The organism is Paraburkholderia diazotrophica (assembly GCF_900108945.1).
GTDB classification, from domain to species: Bacteria; Pseudomonadota; Gammaproteobacteria; order Burkholderiales; family Burkholderiaceae; genus Paraburkholderia; species Paraburkholderia diazotrophica.
In genome coordinates this window covers 1-15,768 of record NZ_FNYE01000063.1, presented here as the reverse complement: position 1 = coordinate 15,768, position 15,768 = coordinate 1, and the positions used below count along the sequence as shown (strand labels likewise).

Here is a 15,768-nt window from a genome sequence, read left to right as displayed (position 1 = left end):
CGCACGCGCGCGTCGACACGCTGCGTTTGTTAGCGTGTCGGGTACAAACTTCGGGGGCCGAACGGTTAAGGCGCGATGTGTTTGAGCACTACGTCGCGGATCATTTCGCGGTCTGCATCGGTGAATCCGAGCAGCACGCGGGCAGGGTAGGTATATTGCGGGCCGCTCGGCGCGACGCGATCGGTGCCGCCGAATTGGTGAATGCGCGCCACGCGTGCAACGCGGCCGGCGAATCCGATCGCGAGGCCTTGCGAATCCATGTCGGCGCGCAGATAGCGCGCTTGCCGCAGTTTCGCGAACATTGCCGCACGCTTGATGCGGCCGGCCTTGTCGCGCAGGTGTTTCGGGCGCGGCTTGCGCTTCTCGTATGCGCTCCCGTCCGGGTTGCGTTGCTGCGCGATGCGCGTGCGTTGACTGCGTTGCAGCTCGCGCGCCACGTCGCGCAGCGCAGCGCGCCGAGCGGCCGGCGTGAGCTGCGACAGCAAGCCGCCCGCCCACGATTCGAGGGCGCTTAGTTCGTCCATTGCGCCGCCGGATCGTATAGGCCGCTCGTTTCCCATTCGGGCACGGGTTCGTCGACGTGCGTGATGGTCTGCGCGCCGGCATCGTCGGTGCCGACGACGACGCTTTCGGTGAGCTTGAGCTTGATCGAGAGGTCGACCGTTGTTTGCGTGAGTTGGTCGGCTTCGAACGATATGCCCGTCTTGCGCAGATCGTCGTTTGTGAGCAAGTCGGATTGATTGCGCTTGATCCACGCGATCAGCGCAGCGAACACGATATCGGCGTCGCCGGCGAAATCGAGCAGCATCACGTTTAGCGTATAGGCGTAATCGAATGAACCCGACGCCGCGCCCGTCGCAATGATGTTGCCGGCGTCGATAAACACGAGCAGCTTGTCGGGATCGCTCACGAGCGAGGGCACGGCCGCATTGAGCGCCTTGCGCAGACTGTTCGCCTTATTCATGGTCGGGGGCGGTGAGAGAAAGGGCTTTCGATTGGCAATCGACGATCAGATCGACACGGGCCGCACATTCGCCCCATGCCGCCTCGGTCACATCGAGCGCGCGGCGCAGCTCGTCATTAGTGCGCGGGGCCGTCGCCGGCAGCGTGCAGCGCGCGACGGGCGCGCATTGCAAGGTACTCGTCGGCTCCGGTGATCGCGGGGCGGCCATACAGCCGCACAACATCGTCAGGCAAAGCGCCATCAGCCCACGCGCGCAACGCTTCGTTTTCATGTTTCAACGCCTCAAAGTCGGTTTCAGACTGCGCGAGGCTCGCGGCGATGCCGGCGCGCTTCGCTTCGAGCTGCGCGAGCGCCTTCGCGTGCTCGCGCTCTTTCTTCTGCATGTCGGCGATCGTCGCATCGCGCCGGCCGACCGTCTCGTGCGCCTCGCGCGCTTCGTCTTGCGCGTGCGCCAGCTCGGCGCGCAGCTCGCGCACGTAAAACCAGCCGGCCGCGATCGCGAGCACGACGAGCGCGATCGCAGCGACGCGCAGCGCGATCGGCACGAGGCGAGCGGCGATCGGATTCATGCGGCCGCCTTCTCGCGCTCGGCATATTTCGTGTATGCCTGTGCGAGCTTTGCGTCGTACAGATTGCGCGCGTAATCCGGGCCGTTGTAGCCCTTGGCGAACGCCGCCCACTTCCTACCCTTCAGCGCGGAAAGCAAGGCCGTGTCGGCCGCGATAAACCGCACGAACGCGTCGAGGTGATCGGCTTCGCTTCGCTTCATGCACGCGACGAAATCGGCGATGCTCGGATAGTCGAGGGCTTGCCAGTGATAGCCCATGATTTGAAACGCGCCCCAGCTCGCCGACTCGTGCGCGGTGTCGGTGTCGATGCGCTCGGCCGTCGCGAGGCGCACATACTCGGCGGCCTTGCCCGCATATCCGCCGGCGGTGCTCGATACGATGTTCGGATACTTCGCCGCGAGCGCGTCGGCGTCGAGGCCTTTCGCCTTGAGGCGCTTGTAGAAAACGTGCCGCTCGAAAAGGATCGCCGGCCGGCCGTCGACGATGAAACCCTCGCCGCGTGATTCGACTTCATTGACCGCGCGGATCGACGCGACAGATACGCCGAGCGTGTCGGCCGCTTTCACGAGGTCATCGTCGGTCAGGTGTCGAGGCAGTGCAACGCCCGGTAAGGCGATCATCGTTTTCGGGCCGGCGATGCCGTCGATCACGAGGCCGCGCGCCTTCTGTAGCGACATAACCGCGGATTCGGTGTCATGGTCGAAAACGTGCGTCTCGGCCACGGGAAAGCCGGCGCGCGTAAGCCGCTTTTGCAGCAACAAAACTTCGTCGCCGATATCGCCCTTTCTCAGAATCATTTCATGCACTCCGCAACAGGCGCGCAACGTTGCCGCGTGCGCCAAAAACGATAACCGTGAAAAGAACGGCGCGAGCCGCTTCGAAATAGCCGACCGATTTCGCATGCACGGCCAGCTCGATCGCCGAGCCGCCGAGCGCGACGAGGATCAGCCACGCGAGCCACGACACATGGCGACGATGCCGCGCGCCGTCGCGGCGATAGAACAGGATGCGCAGCGCCGCGACGCTGTACGCGATCAATGCGATCAGTGCGAGAGGGTTGTGCATGGGTCAGCCCTTACGAAACAGCGCGAGCAGGTCGAAAGACTTGATGCGCTCGATCAGTTGCAGAGTGACAGTGATCGCCAGTGCAGCGGCAAAGAAAGCCGCAACGCCCGTGCTCGTGATCGGCGTGTGATTCACAACATCGGGCGCGGCCAGATAGCCGGCGATCAGCGAAATCACGAGGTAGGCGAAGCGCTTGGCAAGCGACAGGTCTTTCGAGGTAACGACGACGAGCGCCGCGCCCGTGAAAGCGCCGATGAGCGCATTGCCGTCGATGCCGGGAAACAGGCTTGCAAAGCCAATGCCGGCCGAGATAGCGGCGACGGTGGTGGTGCTAGGTTCGGCCATTTTGGCGACTCCGGTTAATCGAAAAGGTTGACGAGCTGGATCGTTGTTTGATCGCTCGGCGGATCGGGCAAGTCGACCGCGAGGCCGTGAGGCAGCACGGGGCCGTAATCGGCGAGGCCGGCGTTTTGTTCGAGGGTCGTTTCGACGACGCCTTTCGTGCGGCCGAGGTAGCGAAAACAGAGGGCGTCGACCGTATCGCCTTGTCGTGCATAGACGCGCATCAGATCAGCTCGATCGTTGAGCGCGCGACGCCGCGCATGTCGTTGATCGCTTGGCGTGCGTTGCGGCGATCGGCGTCGATCGTCGTCACCAGCTCGTCGGCGTCGTTCGCGCCCGACTTCGTGCTATCGAAATCGCGATACTTCTCGGTGAGGTCTGCACGCGCGAGGAAATAGACGGCGCGGCGATAGCGCGCGAGCTGCACGCTTTCGCCGCCGATCGAGTCGGCCGGCAGCTCGGCGAGCGATGCGACGCCGGCCGCTTCGTGCGACGCGCGCCAGCTCGCCAGCTCGCGATTTACTTCGTCGATCGCGGCGATCGCGGCATCGCGCAGTCGCGCCGTTGTGACGGTGCCGGTGAGGCGCACGGCTTCGCGCATATGCGCGAGGTCGATCGAGGGAAACCATGCGACGTTTTCGACGCGCAGCTCGTCGGCCGGCGCGGCCGTTTCGGGCGTGAGGGTCGGTGATTCGATCGCGTTAAAACTCGTCATGGCTTCAGCTCTGAAAAGGTGGGCGGTGGGCCGGCGTCGGATCGCGTTGCCGTTCAGGTGTTGCGATCGTCAGCCGGCGCCGCCCAGGCCGGGGAGGGCTCTTTACGTGCGGCCGGCGTTGGTGCCGGCCGCATTGCTCGCTTTCTCAATGCGGGCAATGTCCTGTTTCACGCCGGCGCGCTCGTCGAGGTCGAGCGCGCGGCGCAGGTGTTCGAGTGCGGCCGGCAAGTCGCCGTCGCGCTCGAACGTGTAACCGATTGCCTTGTGCAGCTTGGCGCGCACTTGGTCGTGCATGTCGTGCGACTCGGTGAGCTGCGCGACTTCGGCGAGCTGCGCGCCGTCGACGCGAATCGCGATTGCTTCTTTCTTGAACGATGCAAGCGACGCCTCGGCGAATTCCTCGGCGATCGCAGTCGCAAGCGTGCGGTCGTATTGATCGGGCAGCGTCATCCGGTGCGCGATCGCGTAGCGGGCGATATCGAGCGCGCCGGCGAAGTCGCCCACGTCGACGCGCCAGATCATCACGGTCGTCAATACATCGTCTTGAGCGCCCCGCCCGCCACTGAGCGCGCCCGCCACGTATTCAACGTAATCGGGCAGCAGCTCGGCGCGCTTCACTTCGATTTTTCGCGCGATCGACTTGATATCTTTGAGTCGACGCCGATCGATCGCGAGTTTCGCAAGCATCAGCTCGTAAGCGCTTCCGACCATCGTTTCGCCTTCGCCGGCCGAGGCCGACGCGAGGCTTGCCGACACGCGCTGAAAGTGGCGTTGAGCGGGGCTAGTCATCGCGTCGCGCTCCTTTACGCCGTAACGATTTCGATGTTCTCGGCCATCGCAGCGCGGCCGAGGTCTTCGACGACATACGCATCATTCGACGACTCGAAATTTTCGATGCGATCGCGCTTTGCGTTGTCGACGATCGTGCGACGGCGTGCGCTGTCTTGGTAGTACAGCGAGAGATTGTCGAAACTCGTCACGAGCACGGCGTTAGCCGGGAAGAAAGGCACGGTCACGGCCGGCAGATTGCCGATGCGCTTCTGACTCTGGATCACGTCAGCGGCGAGCATTTCGCTCGGTGCTTGGGGCTTGTTGATGAGCGGGAAATACTTGTCATGCAACAGGCCGCGACCGCACATCACGACGAGCGCCGTGTCGTCTTGATGCCACGGCTCGATCATGCTCGCGACCAGATCGACGACGAGCGCATCGAGGTTCGCGTAGTCGCCGCCGGTGCCGATTTTCACCTTGCCGGCCGTCGCGCCGTGATCCATCACGCGTTGCGGGGCTTGGTCGCGCATGCGTTGCAACCAGCCCTTATTGACGTCTTGCAGCAGCGGGTTTGCCGCGCGGTCGGACGTTTTCGCCCGCGTCTTGCCGTTGAAGCCGATCGCGATGCGGTCGAGCGCTTGACGGCGCACGATCACGTCGCGAATGCGGGTCTGAAAGTCGGGAAACTTCGCCCACGCGTCGAGCAGCGCATACGTGATGTGCGAATCGAAATTCGTTTGCGTGCAGTTGTAACCGTTCTCGTCGAGGTCGGTCACATCGGACGTTTCGCGATCCTTTACGCTCGTGTCGGTCGTGCTCGCGATCGGCGAGCCGACGCCGAGGCCGAGCTTTGCGCCTTGTTGCTCGGTCACGCCGATGATATTGACGCGCTTGAGAAAGTCGCTCGATTCCTGAATGCGGGTTTCGAGCTTTTGTTGCACGCTCGGCGCGACGGCGAATTTCTGCGTCGCGTTCGTGATGCCGTTGAGCTTGGCGATCGCGTCGAGGAAAGCGTCGAACGCGAAGCGGGTTTCTTTACGCATGTGGTGTTTCTCCGGGGCAGTGAAAGGGAGTGATTGCCGGGTTAGCAATCGGTCGTGACGGTGCCGCCGGCCGAGCCGGTCGACGCGGGGCGTTGCACGCCGCTCTCGGTTTTCGAGAGCTGCAATTGCAGCTCGTCGAATGCCTTGCGATCGGCTTCGCGTGCCGCACTCAGCTCGGCGACTTGCTTCGTGAGCGCGGCGATCGATGCCGCCTGTTCGTTGCCGTGCGTCGCGAGCGCTTCGCATGCTTGCGCCACGTCAGCGAAACGCGTGTCGTCGGCCGCCTGTTTCTTGCTTGCGCCCGTCAACAGCTCTTTCACGCGGGACAGCAGTGCCGGCAGCACGGCCGGTTGTGCCGTTTCTTCAAACTCGATCACGGTTTCATCGGCGACCGTGAAAAGGTTCGTCGGCGATACCTTGCGGCCGGCGAACGGCGAGGCGGCCGGGTTCTGAGCTGCGAAAGAAAGGATTTCGGTGCCGAGGCTTGCCGGGCTATCGGTCACGGCCAAGCCGATCAGATACGCCTGTTTCGTGTCGGCGAATGACGGGTCGATTTCGCACGAGGTGTAAATCTTTTGCTTCGCCTTCGTCATCGCGACCAGCTCGGCAGTCGGATCGATTTGCGCGAACAGTCCGAGCTTGCCGGCGAATTCGCCGTCGAGTTCGCGCGTTTCGACCGCGAGCACGTCGCCGTATGCCTTGAACGGGCCATCGGGCACGATGCCGCGATAGTGTTCGAGGTTGACGCGTGCGCCGTATTTCGTCGGCGAGTAGTTCGCGGCAATCTGTTCGAGCCATGCGCGCTCGATCACGCGGCCGTCAGTCGTCGCGCCTTCGACGGCGATGCGGAACATCTTGGATTTCGCGAGCTTCGTCGCGTCGGCCGCAGCGGTCGAGCCGATCGCCATAGCGCCGAGGCCGGCCGCGCCGGTGATGCCGTGCCCGCTCAGAAACGAGAGCGCATCGGCGTGATTGAAAACGGCGCTTGCGGCGAGCGTCGCCGCGTTTGCGTCCATCGTGACAGCGAGCGCGATCGCCGCGACGGCGAGCGACATGAGCGACAGCTTGCGAAATTGCATTGTTAGTTCTCCAACGGGTTCGAGGGGGGTTCAGCGTGAGTTGATATCTTGCGATCACGGCCGCAAGCGCTCAACGTTTCACGTTTGTTCGCGTGTCGGGTACACATAGGCGGGCGTGCTTGCGCGCGCGCGACACGCGAAACTTGCCGGCATGATCGAAACAGCCGATATCACCCCCGCACTCGAATCGAATGCCGACCCTCGCCGGATTGCGCGCGCGCTCTACTGGCAGGGTTGGCGCATCACGTCCGTCGCCGAGCACTTGCAGCTCAAACGCGCGACCGTCGAGGCATGGAAACAGCGCGACGAGTGGGATAAGGCCGCGCCGATCGAGCGCATCGAGTCGTCGCTTGAAACGCGCCTCGCGGTGCTCATTGCCAAGCCGGTAAAGACGGGCAGCGACTTCAAAGAGATTGACTTGCTCGGCCGTCAGGTCGAGCGGCTTGCACGCGTGCGCAAGTACGGCGAAACGGGGAAAGAGAGCGACTTAAACCCGAACATCGAGGCGCGCAACAAAGCGCCCCGTAAAGAAAAGGCCGCCCGCAACGATTTCAGCGACGAGCAGATCGCACGGCTTCATGAGGCCTTTCTTGATTGCCAGTTCGGCTATCAAAAGGTGTGGTATCGAAACGGCCATCAGCGCACGCGCAACATTCTCAAGTCGCGGCAGATCGGCGCGACGTTCTATTTCGCACGCGAGGCGTTAGACGACGCCTTGCAGACTGCGCGCAATCAGATTTTCCTTTCGGCGAGCAAGGCGCAGGCGCACGTTTTCAAGTCGTACATTCGGCAGTTTGCCGCCGAGGCCGCCGAGGTCGAATTGACGGGCGATCCGATCATTCTGCCGAACATGGCAGAGTTGATTTTCCTCGGCACTAACTCGCGAACGGCGCAGAGCTATCACGGCAATTTCTATTTCGACGAGTATTTTTGGGTGAGCGGGTTTCGCCAGCTCAACAAGGTCGCATCGGGCATGGCGATGCACAAGAAATGGCGAAAGACCTATTTTTCAACGCCGTCGAGCATCACGCACGAGGCTTACACCTTCTGGAGTGGCGAGCACTACAACAGGGGCCGCGCAAAGGCCGATCACATTCATCTCGATATTTCGCACTCGGCGCTCGGTCGCGGCCGGCTTTGCGAGGATCGACAGTTTCGCCAGATCGTAACGGTCGAGGATGCCGTCGCCGGCGGTTGCGACTTGTTCGATATCGACGAGCTGCGCCTTGAGTACAGCGCGCAGGAATACGCGAATTTGTTGATGTGCCAGTTTATCGACGATACCGCGTCGATCTTTCCGCTCGCCGAGCTGCAACGCTGCATGGTCGACTCGTGGGAAGAATGGGCCGACGATTTCAAGCCGCTCGCGCCCCGCCCTTTCGGTTTCCGGCCGGTGTGGGTTGGCTACGATCCAGCGCTTTCCGGCGACTCGGCCGGCCTTGTCGTCGTCGCCCCGCCGGCGGTGCCGGGGGGCAAATTCCGCGTGTTGCACAAGTGCCAATTTCGCGGCATGGATTTCGAGGGGCAAGCCGAGGCGATTCGACAGATCACTCAGCAATACAACGTCGAATATATGTCGATCGATACGACAGGCATCGGCCAGGGTGTTTATCAGCTCGTCAAACAGTTCTATCCGAGCGCGGTCGCGCTCAACTATTCGCCCGAAATCAAGGGGCGTCTCGTGCTCAAAGGCTTGTCGGTGATCGGCAAGGGCCGGCTCGAATTCGATGCCGGTTGGACAGACTTGGCGCAATCCTTCATGGCCATTCGGAAAACGATGACGGCCAGCGGCCGAAAGGTCACATACGAGGCGAGCCGCAGCGAGGAAACAGGGCACGCCGACTTAGCTTGGGCATGCCTGCACGCGCTCGATAACGAGCCGCTAGAGGGTGTAACCGCAAACAATACCGGCTTTATGGAGTTCTCTTAATGAGCAAGCGTAAGCAGCGCAGCAACTATCACGCATCGAGCACGACGCCGGCGGCCACGTCGACGCCGGCAAGGGCCGAGGCCTTCACTTTCGACGATCCTGTGCCGGTGATGGATCGCGCCGAAATTCTTGACTACGTGCAAGCATGGGCGGCCGGCGATTGGTATGAGCCGCCGGTGTCATGGTCGGGCCTTGCAAAGACGTTTCGCGCCGGCGTGCATCACGGCTCGGCGATCTACTTCAAACGCAATGTGCTCTCGTCGACGTTCATTCCGCACAAGTTGCTCACGCGCGAGGAATTCGACAAGTGGGCGCTCGATTTCCTCACGTTCGGCAATGCGTACATCGAGCGGCGAAAGGCAATGATCGGCAATACGCTCGCGCTCAAACGCGCGCCGTCGAAATACGTGCGCCGGCGGATCGACTTGCAACGCTTCGTGCAGCTCAACGGCTATCAACAGATCGAACACGAGTTCGAGCCGGGTTCGGTGCATCACTTGATGGAACCCGACATTAATCAGGAGGTGTACGGCTTGCCCGAATATCTCGGCGCGCTGCACTCGGCATGGTTGAACGAGTCGGCGACGCTCTTTCGTCGCAAGTATTACGAGAATGGATCGCACGCCGGTTTCATCCTGTACATGACCGATGCGGCGCAGAGTCAAAGCGATGTCGACAAGATGCGCGAGGCGTTGAAAAACAGCAAGGGGCCGGGGAATTTCCGAAACCTTTTCATGTATGCGCCGAACGGCAAGAAAGACGGTATCCAGCTCATTCCGGTTTCCGAGGTCACGGCGAAAGACGAGTTTTTCAACATCAAGAATGTCACGCGCGACGACTTGCTCGCGGCGCATCGCATTCCGCCTCAGCTCATGGGGATTGTGCCGAGCAATACCGGCGGATTCGGCGCGACGGACAAGGCCGCCGAGGTGTTCGGTGTGAATGAAATCGCGCCCCTGCAACGGCGCTTCGAACAGCTCAACGAGTGGATCGGCGACGAGGTTGTGCGCTTCACGCCGTACAGCGTCGCGAGCGCCGCGCCGGCGAAGTAACCGGGGATTTGCCCCAATAGAAAAGCCGAGGGTTAACCCTCGGCGCGTATTACAAAATTGCCACGGACAGCTTACAAAAGGTAATAAAAGCCGGGACGTTGCACCAATAACGCGCGCTAACTTACAAGTAGTTACACAATGAAAGCGTTTTGTTATTGGGGCAAACGCCCGGTTAACTAGCTCAGAAAAGCGAGGTTTGCGGGTTCGCGCTGAATTTGAAGTCGAGGCCGACGACTTTGCGGCCGGCGTTCACGGTAGTCCACTCGATCAACAAACCGTTTTTCTCAATCAGCTCGGTCACGGCCGGCTCGATCACGCGCCGGCGCAGCTCTTTGAAGTTCGCGCGGTGACTCTCTTTCGCATCCATCGCGCGGTGAAATTCTTCGATGCTTGGCGTATAGCGCCCCTTGCCCGCCCACGACTTGAAACACTCATACAGCCGCCACGAGTACGCCGAGCGCAGCGCGGCCGTTTGCTTGAGCTTGTATGACGTGAATTGTTGGCGCAGTCCGAACAGGTGCGGGACGACTTCATGCCACCAGTGCAGCTCTACCCATCCCTCGCCCTTGTGATACTCGGCCTTGCCGACCCATCGGAATTTGATTTCTTTCGGGCCTTTCGGCGTTTCCTGCACGGTGCGCACGTACCGATTGAACAGGCTATCGGCCGCTTGCTGCAATTGCTCATACGCCGAATCGAGGCCGATTTCGAACGTCTCGGCATACTCGGCCGCCGACAGGCGAACCGTCCACGCGCCTTTGCGATGAATCTCGGCCATCGGCATCGAGTCGTTTTTCGCGATGCACGAGGCGATCAGGCGTTTCTCAGCGAGGCCGAGGCCGTGCGACGCGCGCGTGAGCGCGTTGCTCATGTTCACGTTACGGTCGGATAGCAGCGCATCCGGGTTCAGAGCGACAGCCGCGCGAGGTGCTTTCATTGGGACGCTTCCCCTGTTATTGGTGCAGCGTCGGATTGTGTCCCAATGTGTGTATTGGTGCAAGCAAATTTTGCTGTACACCTGTGGATAGAACCGGGGTTTTGTCCCATAAACCGGGGATTTGTACACCTTGAACCGGGGTTTTGCCCCAATAGAACCGGGGATTTGTACACCATAGCGCCCGGAAACGCCCGCCCAGCAAGGCTCCGAGGGTGCCTAAAACGTTTTTAAAACGGTAAAAACGTAAAACTAAGAAACCGCACGCGAGGCAAAGCGATCGCGGCCGGTTTTAACCCCACCCCCCCGCGCTTCGCGCTCCGCCCCGTGAGGGGCAACAAGTGCGCGCCTAGCGGCGCGACACTTCACGATCAAACCCATATCCAGACGAACGAGGGCCGCGCACGTTGGCGCGGCCGTGGTGCTCTACCCTCGGCAGCTTACGACCAGCTCGGCGAGCTGCACGCGACTCTCTCAGAAACCCATCGAGCGGCGAGCGCATGCGAGGCTATGGCCTAACCGCCCGACGCGGCGATGCCGCGCCGGCCGCTAAGGCCGACATAAATCGCGCCCGCCGCGTCGCTTCGCGCCACGTCGCCCGCTCAAGTCGGATCGCGTGCGATCCATGCCGGATGCACCTGTGATGCACGCATGCCCGAATGTTCAGCAGAGAGGGGGGGTGATCCTCGCCGTCGCCCTTCTCACTCGGCTCGCGGGGCGTCGACGCCGTGAAATGCCGGTGCAGCAAGCGATAGTCGTCGAGGCGAGGCGGTGCCGCGCCCGTGCGCTCGCAATAGCGCCAAACCGCGACGCACGCGTAAAACTCGGCCGCGTGCCGGGGCATGCCGGCGTCGTATTCCATGATCGCCGCGCGCTCGGCGTACAGCTCGCGGGCGTCGGTGTCGTCGTCGTGTTTCATTCCGCAAGAATACTGTACGGGCATACAGTGGTTAACCGCCCTTCTGCACGCCCGCCGTTCCGTCGACGTGTCGCGGGGTCGCCGAGGCGCGAGCAGGGCCGCCACGGGGCCGCTACGGGGCCGGCAAGGGGTCGGCCGGGGTCGAGGGAGCGGGCCGCCCTACGGGGCCGCCATGCGCCCGATCCTTGCCCGAATTTCGCAGTCACCCCTCCGCGCCTGGCCTGTTCTTGGGTCGCCCCTTTTGATGCGGTCGAGCGCCGGCCGGCCGAGCGCCTTGCGGCAAGGCCTTCGCGGCGATTTCGAGGTCGCCGGCGTGATGCGATTCGATGCGCGTGAGCTGCGTTTCGAGCTGCGCGCCGGCCGGATGAATCGACAGCGACGAAAAGAGCGGGCTTTCATCGCAAGTCGGGGGGTAGGGGGAGATTTTCACGAGGATACGAGGATGCCGAGGGGATCGGCCTGAAACCCTTGTCGCATAAGGATTTCACCCCCCTCGGCAATCCTCGGATGAGCCCTTTTCCGGGTGAGGAATCCGAGGATTAAAAAATAGGCAGGTGCAAAAACCGAGTGAATCCGGGTTCGTGTCTGAGTGCGCGCGCTTTTTCTTCTCAATGCCTATTTCTTTCTTTCTTTTCAATAACTTAATAAGAGAGAGAGTATAGAAACCGGCGAAACGGTGCCGAGGAAAAAACGGGTGCATCCGAGGAAAAAACGGGGTCGGTCGAGGATGGTGTTTGCTCAAGAATCAAAGACTTAGTGCGAAACAGGGCCGAAATCCTCGGGTTTTTGGAAATGCCTGTGCCGACTTGCGAAACGGCGCGGCCGGCGTCGGTCGGCCGCTCGATCGCCGGCTTTCTGGCGGCCGTCGACGAGCTGCGCGCGGTCGATCGAGGCGGCCAGCGCCGGCGGCCGAGCATCGAGGCGCACGTCGACGAGCTGCGATCGCCGGCCGCGTCGCGCGCGCAGCTCGATCGAGAGCAGGGGCCGCCCTTCCCTACTCGGCCGCACGGTCGACGCGGGCGCGCGACGCGGGCGCGGGCGCGATCGCGACCGCCCTACCCTCGCCGGCCGCCGATCATGTTGATATTGCGTTGATATCAAGTTGCAATGAATATATAATCGGTATTCAGTTGGTATCGTGTTTATAGCAAGTTGATATCAACATGCGATGAAGGTAATACGAACCTTATTGGAGCGTGAGAAATGATTTTTACGGTCGGGAATAGCAAGGGCGGGGTCGGTAAGTCGACGTGTGCGGTGCAGCTCGCGCTAGGGTTGGCGATCGAGGGGGCGCGGGTCTGGTTGATCGACGGCGATCGGCAGGAAACGAGCATCAGCGCGATCACGGCGCGCGCCGACAGCGGCAAGCCGATGATCGCCGCGTCGGCCTATGCCGAGGGCGCAACGCTGCGCGCTCAGGTGATGCAACAGCGCGGCAATTACGATCATGTCGTGATCGACGCCGGCGGCCGTGATTCGACCGCGTTGCGGGCCGCGCTCACGGTCAGCGACGCCGTGCTCATTCCTTTCCTTCCTCGCTCGTTCGACGTGTGGGCGTTGGCTGATATCGCGCAGATCGTCGACGAGTCGCGAGCGGTCGCCGACTTGCGCGCATTCGCGTTCGTGAATCGGGCCGACCCTCAGAGCGCGGATAACCGCGAGGCGGCCGAGGCGGTCGCCGAGTATCCGGGGCTTGAGTTGCTTGATGTGCGCGTGAGCGATCGCAAGGCCTTTGCGAACGCGAGCGGCGCGGGCTTGCACGTCGAGGAAATGAAACGACGCGACCAGCGCGCATGCGCCGAAATCGATCGGCTTCGCGGGGCGTTTTTCTCGGCCATGTCGACGGTAAGTTAATATCAAGTAAATATCGAGTTGATAGCGAGGTAATAGCAAATGGGCATCACGAAACGGCCGACGCCGGCAAAGGCCGATCCAGCAGCGATTGAAAAATTCATCAACAGCGCGCCCGACGCGAAAGGGCAGGGCGTCGCCGCGCCGGCCGCGCCGGCTCCGGTTGCAGCTCCGACGCCGGCCGCGCCGGCGCGTGCCGTCGCATCGAGCACGCGAAAAACGCCGATCAGCTTGACCATTGACGCGGCGATCCTTGCCCGCATGGATGAGGCGGCCGCCGCGCGAGGTCTGAGCCGAGCGGCAGCGATCGCCGACGCGTGCGCCGATTGGCTCAAGAGCAAAGAGGGGGCATGAGAGTCGCCGCCGTGGTCTTGATCGTCGCGGCGCTTGAAATCGCGTGCGCGTCGGCTTGGCAGGTGGTCGCCGACGCGACCGATACGTGCCGGGTCGACGACGAAAAGATTTGCGTCGAGTCGATCGGTTGGCTCGAACATTAACCGTGTGAAAAGGGGAATTGAATGACGCATCTGAAAATCGCGATCGCCGACGACGCGACGGCCGAGGGCTATTCGGAAATGAGCGACGCCGAGGCCGTCGCGCTCGCGCAGTTGTGCAAGCGCATCACGTTTTCCGATCTCCGCTCGTGCTCGGTCGACAACGACGAGGCCTATGTGATGCGCGACGCCGTTGCGAAGTTGCAAGCGGCATTGCGCTCGGCCGGATACGCGCCGAGGTAGGCCGAAAAAAAGGCCGCACGAGGCGGCCAAAAGGTCAGGCAGGGGGAATTCATCGAGCCGCCGGCGCCAGAAGCGCCAGCGGCTTTTTTCATGCGCTCGTCGTCTCGCCGGCGCGCAGCTCGATCGGGTATTCGGACAGGTTTGCGGTGCGATGTGCTCGGCGATCGCCGGCAAGGGTTTCGGCCGTGTCCATTCGGACATTTTTGCGGTGCGTGCCTTCCCACTCGGCGGCCAGCTCGCGCGCAACGCGATCGCGCTCGCGCTCGTTCGCGCGCTCGGCCGCGACGACGAGCGCGGCGAGGATCGGCACGGCCACGGGATAGAGCGCGATCGCGCCGAGCCGGCCGACGAGCGCGACGAGTGCGACAAGCAGCTCGCCGGCGTGCTCGCCGATCGCGCGCCATAGTCCGCGGTCGATCAGCGACACGGGAATAAACAACGCCGTCTTTTTCAACGCCTCGCCGTAGCTCATGCCGCGCCCCCGTTCGAGCTGCGCGCCAGCTCGGCCAGATTCGGCACGACATAGCGATCGAGAAGCATCGCCGCGCCGTCGCGGGGCAGTGCCGACCATACTTTGACGGTCGTGTGCGGGTGCGACAGCTCCCACATTGGCGCGTCGCCGCCTTTCAGCCATTTCGCGCGGGGTTTAATGGTTTGCATCGTTTCTCCTTTCTCGGTCGATTGGCGGGCCGCACGAGCGGCCGGAAGGGGTAAGGCAAGGGGCAGGGCAGGGCGGCCGGCCGGCGACGCGCCGGCGGCCTTCCTATCGCGCCCGGTGTCGTGCATCACGCCATGCGACAAAGGTGCGTCGCAAGATGGTGTGAAAGCGTCGCGCGGCTTCGCGGTTGGTCGCCAGCTCGGCACGCGATTCGATCTCGCAGACGAGGCGGATAAATTGCGCGGCTTGCGCCTCGGTCACGGTTTCGATGTGGGGCGTAAAGAGCGCCACCCATTCGCGAAACGTGGCGTCGTGCGGCAGCATGCCGGCGAGCTGCACGGTATCGATGCGCGGATCGCCGCGCTTGCCCGCTTCAGTTCTCGCGCACATGGTTCATATCGCGAGCGACAGACAGGCCAAAGCCGGCGAGGCGCTTGAGCGAGAGCGGGGTGAGGTGTTGCACGCGTTTCGAGTGGATCGTGCGTTCGATTTCCTTGTCGCCGACAGTGACGCCGGCCGCGAGCAATTGCCGGCGAAACACGGCCGGCGTTTTGACGGGCAGGGCGTTCCACTTCTCGCGCAGGCTCGTCGAGCCGGCAATGTGATCCATGATGTGAGCCGGCCGCACGAGCAAACAATCTTCGCCGTCAACATCGTCGAATTTGAACGGATGCCGGAATGAGCCGGCGTCGATTTCTGACAGGGCCGTTTCAAGAATCCATACCCACGGCGAGCGATCGGCGCTCGTCTCGGTGATGTGGCGATTCATTTCGGCGAGCACATCGTCGCCAAACGCGCCGGCGTTGGTCGGGATGCCGGCGAAGTCGCACAGATAGCCCCATGCGAGCAGCAGCGCGGCATAGTTCGAGGCCATGCGCTTCCCGCCTTCATCGTCGCCGCTTCCGCAGCTCTTTTTCAGGCAGTGCGCGCGCAGTTCTTCGTACTTGTCGAGCACGGTGTCGCGGTCCAGCTCGGCGAGGTATTGCAGCCATTGACGCACGGGGAAACGCGGCAGATCACGCGGCAGCATCGGGCCTTTCTTGCCGGTGAGGTTGGTGCGCACGAGCTTTCCATGCAGCGAACGCACGGGCACATCCTCGCCGGCGAGCAGCACGGGCGCAGAGAGCACGTATTCGGTC

At 62.5% G+C, this 15,768-nt stretch carries 23 protein-coding genes and 1 pseudogene; 6 read left to right on the top strand and 18 right to left on the bottom strand.

Features of this window, described 5'->3' with window-relative positions; genetic code table 11:
* Positions 1 to 65: 65 nt before the first annotated feature.
* The 12 genes from BMW76_RS38080 to BMW76_RS38030 all read right to left on the bottom strand — a co-directional run bounded on the left by BMW76_RS38080 (position 66) and on the right by BMW76_RS38030 (position 6,548).
* Positions 66 to 524 carry a phage virion morphogenesis protein gene (locus tag BMW76_RS38080; RefSeq protein ID WP_090873888.1) on the bottom strand — a complete coding sequence of 153 codons (459 nt, stop codon included), beginning with the start codon at positions 522 to 524 and terminating at the stop codon, positions 66 to 68.
* A complete protein-coding gene (locus BMW76_RS38075) occupies positions 512 to 964 on the bottom strand; it encodes a phage tail protein (RefSeq protein WP_090873887.1) in 453 nt (150 codons plus the stop codon). The genes BMW76_RS38080 and BMW76_RS38075 overlap by 13 nt, the downstream gene beginning before the upstream one ends.
* Complete coding sequence (gene lysC / locus BMW76_RS41715) at positions 957 to 1,187, bottom strand: Rz1-like lysis system protein LysC (RefSeq protein WP_245763562.1); 231 nt, start codon at positions 1,185 to 1,187, stop codon at positions 957 to 959. The genes BMW76_RS38075 and lysC overlap by 8 nt, the downstream gene beginning before the upstream one ends.
* Positions 1,081 to 1,533, bottom strand: coding sequence for an Rz-like lysis system protein LysB (gene lysB, locus BMW76_RS42340; protein WP_090873886.1), 453 nt, complete (start codon positions 1,531 to 1,533; stop codon positions 1,081 to 1,083). Before lysB ends, lysC begins: the two co-directional genes overlap by 107 nt.
* Complete coding sequence (locus BMW76_RS38065) at positions 1,530 to 2,330, bottom strand: N-acetylmuramidase domain-containing protein (protein ID WP_090873885.1); 801 nt, start codon at positions 2,328 to 2,330, stop codon at positions 1,530 to 1,532. The genes lysB and BMW76_RS38065 overlap by 4 nt, the downstream gene beginning before the upstream one ends.
* A gap of 1 nt (position 2,331) precedes the next feature.
* Complete coding sequence (locus BMW76_RS38060; protein WP_090873884.1) at positions 2,332 to 2,598, bottom strand: phage holin family protein; 267 nt, start codon at positions 2,596 to 2,598, stop codon at positions 2,332 to 2,334.
* A 3-nt stretch (positions 2,599 to 2,601) separates the two neighbouring features.
* Positions 2,602 to 2,943 carry a putative holin gene (locus BMW76_RS38055; protein WP_090873883.1) on the bottom strand — a complete coding sequence of 114 codons (342 nt, stop codon included), beginning with the start codon at positions 2,941 to 2,943 and terminating at the stop codon, positions 2,602 to 2,604.
* 14 nt (positions 2,944 to 2,957) lie between these two features.
* Positions 2,958 to 3,164 (bottom strand): tail protein X, encoded by a 207-nt coding sequence (locus tag BMW76_RS38050; protein WP_016038428.1) that lies wholly within the window; start codon positions 3,162 to 3,164, stop codon positions 2,958 to 2,960.
* The gene (locus tag BMW76_RS38045) at positions 3,164 to 3,655 is read right to left on the bottom strand and encodes a head completion/stabilization protein (RefSeq protein ID WP_090873882.1); all 492 of its coding nucleotides are present in this window, start codon (positions 3,653 to 3,655) and stop codon (positions 3,164 to 3,166) included. Before BMW76_RS38045 ends, BMW76_RS38050 begins: the two co-directional genes overlap by 1 nt.
* 102 nt (positions 3,656 to 3,757) lie before the next feature.
* Positions 3,758 to 4,444, bottom strand: coding sequence for a phage terminase small subunit (gene gpM / locus BMW76_RS38040; RefSeq protein WP_090873881.1), 687 nt, complete (start codon positions 4,442 to 4,444; stop codon positions 3,758 to 3,760).
* Positions 4,445 to 4,458: 14 nt separating this feature from the next.
* Entirely contained in the window at positions 4,459 to 5,469 is a 1,011-nt protein-coding gene (locus BMW76_RS38035; RefSeq protein WP_090873880.1) for a phage major capsid protein, P2 family, read from the bottom strand.
* A gap of 41 nt (positions 5,470 to 5,510) precedes the next feature.
* Positions 5,511 to 6,548, bottom strand: coding sequence for a GPO family capsid scaffolding protein (locus tag BMW76_RS38030; RefSeq protein WP_090873879.1), 1,038 nt, complete (start codon positions 6,546 to 6,548; stop codon positions 5,511 to 5,513).
* 151 nt (positions 6,549 to 6,699) lie between these two features.
* On the opposite strand from BMW76_RS38030, the gene BMW76_RS38025 reads away from it, so the two are divergent.
* Positions 6,700 to 8,478: a terminase ATPase subunit family protein gene (locus BMW76_RS38025; RefSeq protein WP_090873900.1), complete on the top strand. Its 1,779-nt coding sequence runs from the start codon at positions 6,700 to 6,702 to the stop codon at positions 8,476 to 8,478.
* The gene (locus tag BMW76_RS38020; RefSeq protein WP_090873878.1) at positions 8,478 to 9,530 is read left to right on the top strand and encodes a phage portal protein; all 1,053 of its coding nucleotides are present in this window, start codon (positions 8,478 to 8,480) and stop codon (positions 9,528 to 9,530) included. Before BMW76_RS38025 ends, BMW76_RS38020 begins: the two co-directional genes overlap by 1 nt.
* 181 nt (positions 9,531 to 9,711) lie before the next feature.
* Here BMW76_RS38020 and BMW76_RS38015 read toward each other — a convergent pair whose 3' ends face one another.
* Together BMW76_RS38015 and BMW76_RS41555 are read right to left on the bottom strand one after the other, a co-directional pair.
* Entirely contained in the window at positions 9,712 to 10,467 is a 756-nt protein-coding gene (locus BMW76_RS38015; protein ID WP_090873877.1) for a replication initiation protein, read from the bottom strand.
* A gap of 505 nt (positions 10,468 to 10,972) precedes the next feature.
* A complete protein-coding gene (locus tag BMW76_RS41555) occupies positions 10,973 to 11,383 on the bottom strand; it encodes a hypothetical protein (protein WP_177200625.1) in 411 nt (136 codons plus the stop codon).
* 1,203 nt (positions 11,384 to 12,586) lie between these two features.
* Between BMW76_RS41555 and BMW76_RS37995 the strand changes: the two genes are divergently transcribed.
* From BMW76_RS37995 to BMW76_RS37985, 4 genes are read left to right on the top strand one after another with little or no spacing between them, the layout of a single operon-like run.
* Positions 12,587 to 13,237 carry an AAA family ATPase gene (locus BMW76_RS37995; protein WP_090873874.1) on the top strand — a complete coding sequence of 217 codons (651 nt, stop codon included), beginning with the start codon at positions 12,587 to 12,589 and terminating at the stop codon, positions 13,235 to 13,237.
* 39 nt (positions 13,238 to 13,276) lie between these two features.
* The gene (locus BMW76_RS37990) at positions 13,277 to 13,588 is read left to right on the top strand and encodes a ribbon-helix-helix protein, CopG family (protein ID WP_090873873.1); all 312 of its coding nucleotides are present in this window, start codon (positions 13,277 to 13,279) and stop codon (positions 13,586 to 13,588) included.
* The gene (locus tag BMW76_RS41550; RefSeq protein ID WP_177200624.1) at positions 13,585 to 13,731 is read left to right on the top strand and encodes a hypothetical protein; all 147 of its coding nucleotides are present in this window, start codon (positions 13,585 to 13,587) and stop codon (positions 13,729 to 13,731) included. Before BMW76_RS37990 ends, BMW76_RS41550 begins: the two co-directional genes overlap by 4 nt.
* A gap of 21 nt (positions 13,732 to 13,752) precedes the next feature.
* The gene (locus BMW76_RS37985) at positions 13,753 to 13,971 is read left to right on the top strand and encodes a DUF7706 family protein (RefSeq protein WP_090873872.1); all 219 of its coding nucleotides are present in this window, start codon (positions 13,753 to 13,755) and stop codon (positions 13,969 to 13,971) included.
* An 88-nt stretch (positions 13,972 to 14,059) separates the two neighbouring features.
* Here the strand turns inward: BMW76_RS37985 and BMW76_RS37980 are convergent, their stop codons facing one another.
* From BMW76_RS37980 to BMW76_RS37965, 4 genes and pseudogenes are all read right to left on the bottom strand, one after another.
* Positions 14,060 to 14,398, bottom strand: a complete 339-nt coding sequence (locus tag BMW76_RS37980; protein WP_218162586.1) for a hypothetical protein — start codon at positions 14,396 to 14,398, stop codon at positions 14,060 to 14,062.
* Positions 14,399 to 14,439: 41 nt separating this feature from the next.
* Entirely contained in the window at positions 14,440 to 14,631 is a 192-nt protein-coding gene (locus BMW76_RS37975; RefSeq protein WP_090873871.1) for a hypothetical protein, read from the bottom strand.
* Between the two features lie 103 nt (positions 14,632 to 14,734).
* On the bottom strand, positions 14,735 to 14,968 hold the full coding sequence (locus BMW76_RS37970; RefSeq protein WP_245763561.1) for a hypothetical protein: 234 nt from the start codon (positions 14,966 to 14,968) through the stop codon (positions 14,735 to 14,737).
* Positions 14,969 to 15,002: 34 nt separating this feature from the next.
* Positions 15,003 to 15,768: pseudogene (locus BMW76_RS37965) on the bottom strand (toprim domain-containing protein); the annotation flags it as partial.

What these genes read in the sequence shown, in the direction of transcription:
- BMW76_RS38080 (WP_090873888.1), bottom strand. Translation starts at nt 524, where the DNA reads ATGGACGAACTAAGCGCCCTCGAATCGTGGGCGGGCGGCTTGCTGTCG.
- BMW76_RS38075 (WP_090873887.1), bottom strand. Translation starts at nt 964, where the DNA reads ATGAATAAGGCGAACAGTCTGCGCAAGGCGCTCAATGCGGCCGTGCCC.
- lysC (WP_245763562.1), bottom strand. Translation starts at nt 1,187, where the DNA reads ATGTTGTGCGGCTGTATGGCCGCCCCGCGATCACCGGAGCCGACGAGT.
- lysB (WP_090873886.1), bottom strand. Translation starts at nt 1,533, where the DNA reads ATGAATCCGATCGCCGCTCGCCTCGTGCCGATCGCGCTGCGCGTCGCT.
- BMW76_RS38065 (WP_090873885.1), bottom strand. Translation starts at nt 2,330, where the DNA reads ATGATTCTGAGAAAGGGCGATATCGGCGACGAAGTTTTGTTGCTGCAA.
- BMW76_RS38060 (WP_090873884.1), bottom strand. Translation starts at nt 2,598, where the DNA reads ATGCACAACCCTCTCGCACTGATCGCATTGATCGCGTACAGCGTCGCG.
- BMW76_RS38055 (WP_090873883.1), bottom strand. Translation starts at nt 2,943, where the DNA reads ATGGCCGAACCTAGCACCACCACCGTCGCCGCTATCTCGGCCGGCATT.
- BMW76_RS38050 (WP_016038428.1), bottom strand. Translation starts at nt 3,164, where the DNA reads ATGCGCGTCTATGCACGACAAGGCGATACGGTCGACGCCCTCTGTTTT.
- BMW76_RS38045 (WP_090873882.1), bottom strand. Translation starts at nt 3,655, where the DNA reads ATGACGAGTTTTAACGCGATCGAATCACCGACCCTCACGCCCGAAACG.
- gpM (WP_090873881.1), bottom strand. Translation starts at nt 4,444, where the DNA reads ATGACTAGCCCCGCTCAACGCCACTTTCAGCGCGTGTCGGCAAGCCTC.
- BMW76_RS38035 (WP_090873880.1), bottom strand. Translation starts at nt 5,469, where the DNA reads ATGCGTAAAGAAACCCGCTTCGCGTTCGACGCTTTCCTCGACGCGATC.
- BMW76_RS38030 (WP_090873879.1), bottom strand. Translation starts at nt 6,548, where the DNA reads ATGCAATTTCGCAAGCTGTCGCTCATGTCGCTCGCCGTCGCGGCGATC.
- BMW76_RS38025 (WP_090873900.1), top strand. Translation starts at nt 6,700, where the DNA reads ATGATCGAAACAGCCGATATCACCCCCGCACTCGAATCGAATGCCGAC.
- BMW76_RS38020 (WP_090873878.1), top strand. Translation starts at nt 8,478, where the DNA reads ATGAGCAAGCGTAAGCAGCGCAGCAACTATCACGCATCGAGCACGACG.
- BMW76_RS38015 (WP_090873877.1), bottom strand. Translation starts at nt 10,467, where the DNA reads ATGAAAGCACCTCGCGCGGCTGTCGCTCTGAACCCGGATGCGCTGCTA.
- BMW76_RS41555 (WP_177200625.1), bottom strand. Translation starts at nt 11,383, where the DNA reads ATGAAACACGACGACGACACCGACGCCCGCGAGCTGTACGCCGAGCGC.
- BMW76_RS37995 (WP_090873874.1), top strand. Translation starts at nt 12,587, where the DNA reads ATGATTTTTACGGTCGGGAATAGCAAGGGCGGGGTCGGTAAGTCGACG.
- BMW76_RS37990 (WP_090873873.1), top strand. Translation starts at nt 13,277, where the DNA reads ATGGGCATCACGAAACGGCCGACGCCGGCAAAGGCCGATCCAGCAGCG.
- BMW76_RS41550 (WP_177200624.1), top strand. Translation starts at nt 13,585, where the DNA reads ATGAGAGTCGCCGCCGTGGTCTTGATCGTCGCGGCGCTTGAAATCGCG.
- BMW76_RS37985 (WP_090873872.1), top strand. Translation starts at nt 13,753, where the DNA reads ATGACGCATCTGAAAATCGCGATCGCCGACGACGCGACGGCCGAGGGC.
- BMW76_RS37975 (WP_090873871.1), bottom strand. Translation starts at nt 14,631, where the DNA reads ATGCAAACCATTAAACCCCGCGCGAAATGGCTGAAAGGCGGCGACGCG.